Origin of the sequence: uncultured Thermomonas sp. (genome assembly GCF_937872235.1) — a bacterium.
GTDB classification, from domain to species: Bacteria; Pseudomonadota; Gammaproteobacteria; order Xanthomonadales; family Xanthomonadaceae; genus Thermomonas; species Thermomonas beijingensis.
This window is the reverse complement of sequence record NZ_CALMPC010000043.1, coordinates 1-10,250: the sequence shown is the minus strand read 5'-3', so window position 1 is coordinate 10,250 and position 10,250 is coordinate 1. Positions and strand designations below refer to the sequence as shown.

General features: G+C 59.1%; 11 protein-coding genes. 10 read left to right on the top strand and 1 reads right to left on the bottom strand.

Annotation, left to right across the window (positions count from 1 at the left end; translation table 11 throughout):
- From QWB57_RS03745 to QWB57_RS03700, 10 genes are all read left to right on the top strand, one after another.
- Window positions 1–1,337: glycosyltransferase (locus tag QWB57_RS03745; protein ID WP_288968383.1), on the top strand; the 1,337-nt coding region annotated here is incomplete at its 5' end.
- A gap of 97 nt (window positions 1,338–1,434) precedes the next feature.
- On the top strand, window positions 1,435–1,872 hold the full coding sequence (locus tag QWB57_RS03740; RefSeq protein WP_288968382.1) for a hypothetical protein: 438 nt from the start codon (window positions 1,435–1,437) through the stop codon (window positions 1,870–1,872).
- A gap of 90 nt (window positions 1,873–1,962) precedes the next feature.
- A complete protein-coding gene (locus QWB57_RS03735; RefSeq protein ID WP_288968381.1) occupies window positions 1,963–4,026 on the top strand; it encodes a hypothetical protein in 2,064 nt (687 codons plus the stop codon).
- The gene (locus tag QWB57_RS03730; protein WP_288968380.1) at window positions 3,971–5,146 is read left to right on the top strand and encodes an acyltransferase; all 1,176 of its coding nucleotides are present in this window, start codon (window positions 3,971–3,973) and stop codon (window positions 5,144–5,146) included. Before QWB57_RS03735 ends, QWB57_RS03730 begins: the two co-directional genes overlap by 56 nt.
- Window positions 5,143–5,565 (top strand): hypothetical protein, encoded by a 423-nt coding sequence (locus QWB57_RS03725; protein WP_288968379.1) that lies wholly within the window; start codon window positions 5,143–5,145, stop codon window positions 5,563–5,565. The genes QWB57_RS03730 and QWB57_RS03725 overlap by 4 nt, the downstream gene beginning before the upstream one ends.
- A 14-nt stretch (window positions 5,566–5,579) precedes the next feature.
- Window positions 5,580–6,602, top strand: coding sequence for a glycosyltransferase family 2 protein (locus QWB57_RS03720; protein ID WP_288968384.1), 1,023 nt, complete (start codon window positions 5,580–5,582; stop codon window positions 6,600–6,602).
- On the top strand, window positions 6,599–6,967 hold the full coding sequence (locus QWB57_RS03715) for an EamA family transporter (protein ID WP_288968378.1): 369 nt from the start codon (window positions 6,599–6,601) through the stop codon (window positions 6,965–6,967). Before QWB57_RS03720 ends, QWB57_RS03715 begins: the two co-directional genes overlap by 4 nt.
- A 56-nt stretch (window positions 6,968–7,023) precedes the next feature.
- Window positions 7,024–7,836, top strand: a complete 813-nt coding sequence (locus tag QWB57_RS03710; RefSeq protein ID WP_288968377.1) for a class I SAM-dependent methyltransferase — start codon at window positions 7,024–7,026, stop codon at window positions 7,834–7,836.
- A gap of 48 nt (window positions 7,837–7,884) precedes the next feature.
- Window positions 7,885–8,865 (top strand): glycosyltransferase family 2 protein, encoded by a 981-nt coding sequence (locus QWB57_RS03705; RefSeq protein ID WP_288968375.1) that lies wholly within the window; start codon window positions 7,885–7,887, stop codon window positions 8,863–8,865.
- Entirely contained in the window at window positions 8,852–9,253 is a 402-nt protein-coding gene (locus QWB57_RS03700) for a GtrA family protein (protein ID WP_288968374.1), read from the top strand. The genes QWB57_RS03705 and QWB57_RS03700 overlap by 14 nt, the downstream gene beginning before the upstream one ends.
- Window positions 9,254–9,321: 68 nt before the next feature.
- Here QWB57_RS03700 and QWB57_RS03695 read toward each other — a convergent pair whose 3' ends face one another.
- A complete protein-coding gene (locus QWB57_RS03695; RefSeq protein WP_288968373.1) occupies window positions 9,322–10,248 on the bottom strand; it encodes an electron transfer flavoprotein subunit alpha/FixB family protein in 927 nt (308 codons plus the stop codon).
- Window positions 10,249–10,250: the final 2 nt, after the last annotated feature.

Sequence of the window (10,250 nt, the reverse complement as noted above, 5' to 3'; positions counted from 1 at the left end):
AACCGGCGTCGCGGGTGGTACATCACGAAGGTGTGTCCAATGGCACCGACACCGGCGCCGGTATCAAGGCCTATCAAGTGCGCAATGCGCAGATATTTTTTGAGCGTTGGCGCAGCGTGTTGGAGGCGGAGCATTTTGCCAACGCCGAGCATGTGTTTTTGGCGAGCGATCGCGGCCAGTGCAAACAGCGCACGGTGCTGGTGGTGGACCACTACGTGCCGCAGCCCGATCGCGATGCGGGCTCGCGCGCCACTTGGCAAGTGCTGGAACAATTGGTCGCACACGGCTGTAACGTCAAATTCTGGCCGGACAATCTGTATTTCGATCCAGACTACGCACCGGCCTTGCAGCAGCTGGGCGTAGAAGTCCTGCACGGTGGCGAATACGTCGGCAAGTTTGCCGACTGGGTGGCCGAAAACGGGCGCTATTTGGATGTCGTCATCCTCAACCGCCCGCATATTGCCGTGGACTACATTCAGCCGTTGCGCCAGCACAGCCGTGCGCGCGTGCTGTACTACGGGCACGACATCCACCATCTGCGTATGCAACAGCAATTGCAGTTGCAGCACGATGCCGCCGTGCATGCCGAGATGCTGCGTTTTCGCGATATGGAATGGGCGATGTGGCGCGACGCCGACGTGGTGTTGTATCCCTCCGATGAAGAAACCACGCACGTCCGCCACTGGCTGCACGCGCATGCGGGCAAAGCGCAGGCCTGCACCATCCCGCTATATGGCTATGCCAATGTGGCCGGTGATCAAACCACCAGCTTGGCCATGCGGCGCGACATTTTGTTTGTGGCCGGCTTTGCGCATCCGCCCAATGTGGATGCCGCCACCTGGCTGGTGCAGGACATTCTGCCGTTGGTGCAATTGCGGCATCCGCAGGTGCATTTGCATTTGGTCGGCTCCAATCCCGCGGCATCCGTGCAGGCCTTGGCAGGCCCACATGTCAGCGTGACCGGCTATGTCAGCGACACCGAATTGGCCGGGTATTACGCCCGTTGCCGCGTCGCCACCGCACCGCTACGGTTTGGCGGTGGGATGAAAGGCAAGGTGCTGGAAAGCATGTGCCACGGCCTGCCGATGGTGACCACCGGCGTGGGTGTGCAGGGGTTGGCGAAGGCAGGTTTTTTACCGCATGCCGACAGCGCACAAGCGCTTGCCGATGCCATCTGCATACTGCTGGACGACGATGCGCATTGGTGCGATATCTCCCGCGCAAGCACTGCTTTTATCGACGCAGAGTATTCCAAAGCCGCACTGTGGCGGGTGCTGGTGGAGCAGTTGGGGGCGGGGCGCGGCCGCGCGCGCAAGTACATTATGATAGATGGGTAATTCATCGTCAGCGCAGCGCGGCTTGCTACAGCACGCGCTTGGGCACTTGGCACGTAGCGCGCACGCATTTCCTCACCATACAACTCCGGAGAAATCCATGCAGTATCGCAATATTTCGATGTCCGTCCTCGCGGCTGCCGTTCTCGTGCTGGCGGCATGCTCGCAGCCGGTGCCGCCGGCTGACAATGTGTCCGCCAGTGCCCCAGCCGCAACGGCGACGCCAGAGCCGCCGGCGACCAAGGTCGAGGCGGGGGTGACGTTCTCGGTCGAACCGGGCAGCGTGCATGCTTGCCCGGGCCAAGACCGTGCAACTTCAACCGTGACGTGGGATGTACAGCGACCCGAAGTCAAACAGGTGAAAGTACTGATCAGCGATGCCACCACGCCAGGAAAGAAAACGTTGGCGATGATGGCCCCCCAGGGCGAAGCCAAGACGGGGAACTGGGTGGTTGCCGGTATGACGATCGAGCTGGTCAACGCAGAAGATGGCGCGTTGCTGGCAAGTCATACAGTCAAGGCGTTGCCGTGTAACTGACCGAAATTCATATCGTTTGAGTTTTGATAGATGACTCGCGAAACGTCTTTTCATTCAAAGCCGGCAGCGTATGTTGCCGGTTTTTTTTGTGTGCTTCCCATTCTGGCAACACTGCTGGTGGCGGCAAGTCATACGGATCTGCGGCTTTCCTTTCTGGGTAGTATGCCGCTGGTGTTGCGTTACCTCATGCTGGTGGCCGTGCCGGCCCTGGCGCTGTGGGGGCTGGTTCGGGTTAGCGGCCGCAAGCTGGCAGTTGCCACGCTCCTGCTGCTGGGTAACGCCAGTGCTTTTGTGGTTTTTGTGGGCTTGGCGCAGTCAGCGGCTTTACTGCTGCTGGTGGCCGTTGCCGCGGTGCTGGGGTGTTGTTTGTTGCCTGCAAGCGAACGACCAGAAACAGCGCAGATAGATGTCGTCTTGCTGGGAGTGTTGCTGATTGTGGGAGGGCTGGGTTGGATGCTGCCCATTCCGATGCACTCTGCAAGTCTTTATCTGGCGGTATCTTGCGCCGCGTTGGTGCTGGGTTGGCGACGCCTGTGCGTCGCTGCGGGCGGTGCTGGTCGGCAATGGTCAGCGGCGGTCGCAGCGCATCCTGCTGCGGCAGCATTCGCTGTCTTGGTGGCAGGCTTTGCGGCGATTCCTGCGTGGCTGCCATCCATGACGCCGGACGACAACGCTGCGCATTTATTGCTGTCGCAGCAATTGCGTATCGACGGTTATTCCAGGCTGGATGTCTCCAGTCAGCTCTTTGCGGTAGCACCGTGGTTCAACAATACGCTGCATGCTTTGCTGACGTTGCTGCAAGGGAGCGATGCGCGTTCTGCAGTCGGTGCGTGGTGGTTGGTGGTGGGCTGCTTGGGTGCCTATCGTTTGGCCAAAGCGCTTGGTGCGCAGCAATCTTATCCGTGGCTCGCGGCGGCGCTGTATGCAAGCCACCCACTGACTGCCTATTTTGGGATGACGCTGCAAGTCGATGGTGCATCGGCGGCACTGTTGATGCATTTGCTTGCAGCCTGTGTTGGGTTGGATTGGCGCGGCACAACGGCGAATGCATCGCCATGGGTGCTCGGTGCACTGTGTGGCGCATTGATGGCGCTGAAAATCACCAATGCAATTTATGTCGGTGTGATTGGGGTATGGCTGACTTGGCGATTTGTTGCCAAGCAAGACTACGCCCGCCTTGCATGCATGATCGCGGTTGCTGCTGTGGTTGCCGCAAGTAGCTATGTGTATGCGACGGTCATCACCGGGAATCCGGTGTTCCCGTTGTTCAATGGGATATTCAAGTCGCCGTATTTCCCGGCGATCAATTTCAATGATGTGCGCTGGCATGCGGGGGTTTCTCTGGCAAGTGCTTGGGATTTGACCTTTGCAACCTCGCGCTACATGGAAGCATTTGCCGGTGCAGCGGGCTTGTGCCTGCTGGCATTGATCGGCGCATGGTTGCTGGCACTACGCGGTGGCTGGCTGGCGGCAGTGACTGTGTTTGCATTTGCGAGCGGGTTGCTGGTGTTTTCGCAGGTGCAATATCTGCGTTATATCTTCCCGGCACTGGCGGTGTTGGGGACGGTTGCGGTTGTGGTGTTTTCTCGCTTGAGCAACCCCCGGATATGGGGAGGGGCATTGCTGTTGCTGATTGTTGCGCAGTGTGGCCTAGTGCGATCGACGACGTGGCTATTGCTCTGGGGAGCAGAGCAGCAATTATTGGCTGGCGGGCCCGAGGCAGTGCCCGACGTCGAGCGCGCCTTTGTCCCCGAACGGGCGTTGTTGCGCCGGCTTAACGCACAACAATCGCGGTATTGTCTGTTGTTTGCAGAAAAGACCACCAGCTACATTGCCTTGGCACCTGCCAAATCGCTGGCCGTGGGCTTTTATGACCCCAAGATGCGCGCCTTGGCCAAATCGGCCCAAAGCGATGTCACTGGCGGGAAGTGGATCAGCATGATCCAGAACATTGGGTTCACCCATGTCGAGTTCCGGCCGGGGCAAGCGCCGCCAGGTTTGATACCGGCTTTGCGCACGCTGGGATTCCAGTTGTTGGATAGTGAGGGTGAAGCCCAGCTATGGGCGAAGCTAGGGGCGGACCCATCGGCATGTCTTGATGGCACGATTGCGCCACGCAACGAAGTCCGCCGGTTGCTCTCACTCAAGCAATGATCTTCCTTTCCTTCCACTGCATGTGTTGTTTGGATACCTGATGCACTCCATCGCATATCACCTTGCCAAGAAGCAGGACAACTTCCAGTTGCTGCGCATCATCGCCGCGCTGATGGTGATCTACGGCCATAGCTTTGCGCTGGCGCAGGATATTGGCACGAAGGACATCTTCCTGCGTTTTGCTTGGCCGATGTATAGCGGAGATATCGCGGTGGCGATGTTCTTTGTGATTAGCGGTTTCATGGTGTCCGGGAGTTACATCGGGCGCGCCAATCTGACCGAATTCATGCTGGCCCGTTTGTTGCGCATCGTCCCGGCAATGTTGGTGGTCTTGTTGGTTTGCACCTGTGTGGGGGTTGTCTTCACCACGCTAGATGCTCGCGCCTATTTTGCATCCTCCGACACATGGCGCTATCTCGTGCAGAACTTGCGGTTCTCGTCTGACATGGTGTGGACATTGCCGGGTGTCTTTCAAGGGCATCGCTTGCAGCCGGTGAACGGGTCGTTGTGGACACTGCCAGCAGAAATGCGGATGTACCTGTTGGTTGCAGCGATGGGGGTGTTGGGATTATTGCGAGGGTGGCGGCTGGGCACGCTTGCTGTGCTGCTATTGATCATCGCCGGAATACTGCACCCACGATTGTTGCCGCTACATACCGACTGGTTACGCTTGGCCGCTTATTTTTGTGTCGGGATTCTTGCGCAATTGCACAAGGAGAGGATCGAGATCCGTCACGATGTCATGTTCGTCTTGGTATTTCTGACCTATATCAGTTACAACACCGATAGCTTCATTTGGTTGTTTGGGGCAACGGTGTCTTATTTTTGCTTCTGGTTTGCCTACCGTACGCCTTACATCGATCTTGGGAAATTTGGCGACCCGTCGTATGGCATTTATCTGTGGGGCTGGCCGCTGCAACAAGCAATGATTTCGTGGTTCCCAAGCATGACGCCTACGCCGAATTTTTTACTTGGTGCGGCAGCGGCGGTGATGATGGGTAGCCTGTCTTGGCACGCCATCGAACGACCAGCGTTGTCACTCAAGGGGCGAATCGGCCGTTGGCTTGCACGGTTGCAGGCGCGACGTGGTGTTACTGCAGCGGGAGTGGATAAAGCATGAAACAAGCAATCATTATCGTGGGTGTGTTGTGCCTGGCCGCGTGCAGTCAGGAGGTACCAAGTCCGCCTGCCCCCGCCCCCGTGCCCGCACCGGCAACAGCGCAACAGGTGCAAGCTGCGGCAAGCCGCCTGTCGCCCGACAAATTCGCCATTGCATTGACGGACGTGGATTGCACCGCTGCACCGGTCGCCATTGCGCATGTCACATGGGCCGCCGGCGCACTCGCCGCCGACGGTGTTTCCATTTATGTGGAAAGCCCCGGGAATGCCCGCAAGTTGTGGCTTGAAGGTGCCGCCAATGGCAAGGCAGATAGCGGGAAGTGGGTGTTTCCGGATAGCCGTTTCACCTTGCAAAATCGCACCAGTGGCGAGGTTCTTGCGCAGCACGATGTAGGCAAGCTTGCGTGCCCAGCGACGTGAATGAGGTGAGTGCGATGGCGCACGCTGCGGCCTACACGACGGCGGATGCCACGGCAGCATGTTCTGCAGTGGCCGTCGTCATCCCCTGCTACAAGGTTGCTACGCACATCTTGCCGTTGCTGGCGCGGATTGGCCCGGAGGTGGCTTACATCATTGTGGTCGATGATGCCTGCCCGGAAGGGTCTGGCGATGTGGTGAAGGCGCGTTGTACCGATCCCCGGGTGGAGGTGGTGTTTCATCCGCGAAATTTGGGTGTGGGGGGCGCGGTTATCACCGGATATCAACGTGCGATTGCACGCGGCGCGGCGGTCATCGTCAAGCTCGATGGTGACGGGCAAATGGATCCAGCATTGCTACCAAGCTTCGTGGCACCGGTGTTGTCTGGCAATGCCGACTACACCAAAGGCAATCGCTTTTATGACCTGCGTTACATCACCCGGATGCCGGCACTTCGCTTGGTTGGCAATGCAATGCTGTCGTTCCTCAACAAGTTCTCGACCGGCTACTGGGATATTTTTGATCCTACCAATGGTTACACCGCAATTTCGGCAAAGGTGGCGGCTGTGCTGCCGTTGGATCGCGTCAGTGCGCGTTATTTTTTCGAATCCGACATGCTGTTTCGGCTAGGAACCTACCGGGCGGTGGTGCGCGATGTACCGATGGATGCGCACTATGGCGATGAAGTCAGCAATCTGAAAATCGGCAAGGTATTGCCGGAATTCTTGCGCAAGCATGTGCGCAACTTCAGCAAGCGAATTTTCTACACCTACTTTTTGCGTGATGTGTCCGCCGCCTCACTGGAGTTGTTGGCGGGGCTCGCACTGATGGTATTTGGTGCCGGCTATGGCGGCTGGCACTGGTGGTTGTCGGTCACCACCGGTCAAGTGGCGGCGACGGGTGTGATCATGCTGGCGGCGATGCCGGTATTGATTGGCCTGCAACTGCTGCTGGCGTTCTTGTCCTATGACATTGCCAGCGTGCCCAAGCACGCGCTGTCCGCGCGTTTGCAAGTGTGCTTGCAGGAACCTCCACAATGATCAAATCCGAATTCCTCACCCCGAGCAATGTGGCATTGATCGTGGGCACCATTTTGCTGCTGTCATTGGGGCAGGTGTTGTTCAAGGCAGCATCCGCGCAGATCGTGGTGAGCCAGCCTGCAAGTTGGGTGTCATTGCCTTTGCTGGCAGCATTAGTGGTTTATGGGCTGGCCACCGGCTTATGGCTGGTGGTGCTGTCACGGGTGCCGCTGTCGTTCGCGTTTGCGTTTTACGGGCTTGCATTTTTGCTGGTGCCCTTGCTGGCGGCGTTGTTTTTGCGTGAACCTTTGCGCTGGCAGGTGTTGGTGGGCGGCATCGTCATCCTGTGCGGCATTGCCATTACGTCTTGGGGTGCGCGTACGTGATGAACGTGTGTCCAGCTTGTGGTGGCGCGCTTGTTGCTGGTCTGCGCCCTTGGCATGTGTGCTGCACCGATTGTGATTACGAAGGCAGCACACTTACGCCGCATATCCTTGAACAGGCCGATGGCGGTGATTTGGATGAGGCCGCGCGCGAACAAGGGCTTGCGCATCTGCGTAAGATCAATTTTGAGCGGCTGTTCCATTGGCTAAGCCAGCACACATCGCGCCTGTGCGGCAAGCCGCGCCTGCTGGATGTCGGCTGCGCGCATGGCTGGTTTATCGAGCGTGCGGCATCGCGCTTTGAAGTCACCGGTATCGAGCCGGATGCTGCCGTTGCGGCAGCGACGCGCGCGCGTGGTCTGCCGGTGCGCGGCGGGTTTTTCCCGGATGTGCTGACACCTGCGGAATGCTTTGATGTCATCGTGTTCAACGATGTGCTGGAACATATCCCGGACATCAATGCCACCTTGGCTGCGTGTTGGCAGCACCTAGCCCCGGGTGGCTGCGTGATTGTCAACGCACCGTCGAGCCGAGGGTTTTTGTATCGCTTATCGCGACAGTTGGCGCGGCTAGGCATGGATGCATCGTTCGGGCGCATGTGGCAGCTTGGCTTCCCATCGCCGCATGTGCACTATTTTGCCAGCGACAATCTTGCACGGCTGGCAGGCAAGGCGGGCTTCGTGCTGGAAGCGCAAACACGGCTGCCTTCGGTGGCGGTGCGTGGGCTGTATGCGCGGATTCGTTACTCGCGTGAGGTCTCTGCAATCAAGGCGCTGACGCTGACGGTTGCTATGACCTTGCTCGCGCCGTTTTTGGCGGTGTTGCCGGCAGATATCGAAGTGTGGATCCTGCGTCGCCCACAACGGGATTGATGCGGCACGGTGTTCGCTAAGCGAAAATGTGGATGAGGAGCAAGGTGCATGCAGGCAGTCGAGATCACGGAGAGTGCATGCGCACCCACGCCCACCCTCAGCGTGTTGGTGCCGGTGTACAACGAAATTGAAGTACTGCCAGCGTTCCACCAGCGCATGACGGCGGTGTTGCGTGCCAGTGTGGATACGTATGAAGTGTTGTATGTCAACGACGGCAGCAGTGATGGTTCGTTGGCATGGCTGGAGCAGTTGTGTGGGGTGGATGCCAATGTGGCACTGGTCGATTTGAGCCGCAATTTCGGCAAAGAAATCGCCATGGCCGCCGGTCTTGACCACGTGCGTGGCGAGGCCGTGGTGGTGATCGATGCCGACTTGCAAGACCCGCCAGAGTTGATCCCGCAATTGCTGACCCAATGGCGTGCCGGCTACGACAATGTGTATGCAAGGCGTCGCCGGCGTGAAGGCGAGACATGGCTAAAAAAATTCAGCGCAGCGTGGTTTTATCGCATCATCCGAAAACTCTCGCGTGTGGATATTCCGCAAGACACTGGTGACTACCGCCTGCTCAGTCGGCGCGCAGTGGAGTCGGTGCGCGCATTGCGTGAACAGCACCGGCTGATGAAGGGCTTGTTTGCGTGGGTGGGTTACCCTTCGGTGGCAGTGGCGTATGACCGCGATCCGCGCCATGCCGGGCACACCAAATTCAACTACTGGAAGCTGTGGAACGTGGCCATCGAGGGCATTACCTCGTTCACCATCGCGCCGCTCAAATTGGCAACGTATTTTGGTTTGCTGGTGGCGGTGCTGGCCTTCATTGCGATGGCGGTGTTGATTGCCAAAACCTGGTTGTACGGCGATCCGGTGAAGGGCTACCCATCGTTGATGTGCGTGATTTTGTTCTTGGGCGGCATTCAATTGACCGCGCTGGGGATGTTGGGCGAATACATCGGGCGCATGTTCAACGAGGTCAAACGACGGCCACTGTATTTCACCAAGCAATATGTGCCGTCACGTCATGGCCAGCGCTGAGTTGCGCGTGTTGGCGCGGCAGAGCGTGGGCTATGGCATCGTTGGCCTGCTTGCGCTGGCAGTGGATTGGAGCTGCTTTGTGGCGCTGACGTGGTGCGGCATGGCGGTCGTTCCTGCCAATTTGTTGGCACGGATCAGCGGTGCCGGGATTTCTTACGGGCTCAATGGCAAATATACGTTTCGTGGCCCGCAGGGCAGCCGGCTGGGGTGGCGGCGTTTTATGCGGTTTGCATCGGCATGGGTGGTGGTGACGATCATCGGGACGATCGCCATGCAGATGATCCACACCCAAGTGGGGATGCATTGGGCATGGCTGGCAAAGCCCGTCGTCGAGGTTGCCTTGGCCGGGATCAGTTTTCTGACCTATCGGCTATGGATTTATCGCTGATAGGTGCGTAGGGACACACGCTGCAATTGCGCCGCCTGCCGGAACAGGCGGCGTCGCCAACGTGGCAATCAACCCAGCGCCGCTTCCAGCTCCGGCAAGATCTGGAACAGATCGCCCACCAAGCCAAGATCGGCAATTTCAAAAATCGGCGCATCGCCATCTTTGTTGATGGCCACGATGGTGCCGGCATCCTTGATTCCGGTCAGGTGTTGGATGGCACCGGAGATGCCCACCGCCACATAGAGTTCGGGCGCAATGATTTTCCCGGTTTGCCCCACTTGCAGGTCGCTGGGCACGTAGCCGGCATCCACCGCCGCGCGCGATGCGCCCACGCCGGCACCGAGTTTGTCGGCCAGCGCGTAGATGATTTTGAAGTTTTCTTCCGAGCCCACACCGCGGCCACCGGAGACCACGCGCTTGGCGCTTTGCAGGTCGGGGCGGTCGGTTGCGCCGGCGGTCAAGCCCACGAAGCGGGTGTGGCGGGGCAATGCGGCATCGACGCTGACCGCTTCAATGCTGGCGCTGCTACCTTGCGCCGCTTCCGGCCATGATGCGGTGCGCACAGTGGCCACCACGGTTTGATCCGCCGGAGCCTGCACGCTGATGATCGCGTTGCCAGCGTAGATCGGGCGTTTGAAGGCATGTGCGCCGTCCACCGCCATCAAGTCGGAGATCTGGTTGACCCCCAGCAGCGCGGCCACGCACGGCATCAGGTCCTTGCCGAAGGTGGTGGAGGGGCCAAGCACATGGCTGTAGCCTGCGGCCAGCGCGGCAATCTGCGGGGCCTGTACTTGCGCGATGGCGTGCGCGTTGGCGGCATTGGTCACGCTCAGGACCTTGTTCACACCGGCAATCTGCGCGGCTTGCGCGGCCACGGCGGCGGGGTCTGCGGCCAGCACCACGATGTCGATGACGGCCGGTGCCAGTGCCTGCGCAGCAGACACGCATTTGGCGGTGGCGGCGTTGAGTTCGCCGTTCAAGTGTTCGGCGACGATGA

Bases quoted from the DNA above. Each gene is read 5' to 3' on its own strand.
- QWB57_RS03740 (WP_288968382.1), top strand. From the start codon at position 1,435: ATGCAGTATCGCAATATTTCGATGTCCGTCCTCGCGGCTGCCGTTCTC.
- QWB57_RS03730 (WP_288968380.1), top strand. From the start codon at position 3,971: ATGGCACGATTGCGCCACGCAACGAAGTCCGCCGGTTGCTCTCACTCA.
- QWB57_RS03725 (WP_288968379.1), top strand. From the start codon at position 5,143: ATGAAACAAGCAATCATTATCGTGGGTGTGTTGTGCCTGGCCGCGTGC.
- QWB57_RS03720 (WP_288968384.1), top strand. From the start codon at position 5,580: ATGGCGCACGCTGCGGCCTACACGACGGCGGATGCCACGGCAGCATGT.
- QWB57_RS03715 (WP_288968378.1), top strand. From the start codon at position 6,599: ATGATCAAATCCGAATTCCTCACCCCGAGCAATGTGGCATTGATCGTG.
- QWB57_RS03705 (WP_288968375.1), top strand. From the start codon at position 7,885: ATGCAGGCAGTCGAGATCACGGAGAGTGCATGCGCACCCACGCCCACC.
- QWB57_RS03700 (WP_288968374.1), top strand. From the start codon at position 8,852: ATGGCCAGCGCTGAGTTGCGCGTGTTGGCGCGGCAGAGCGTGGGCTAT.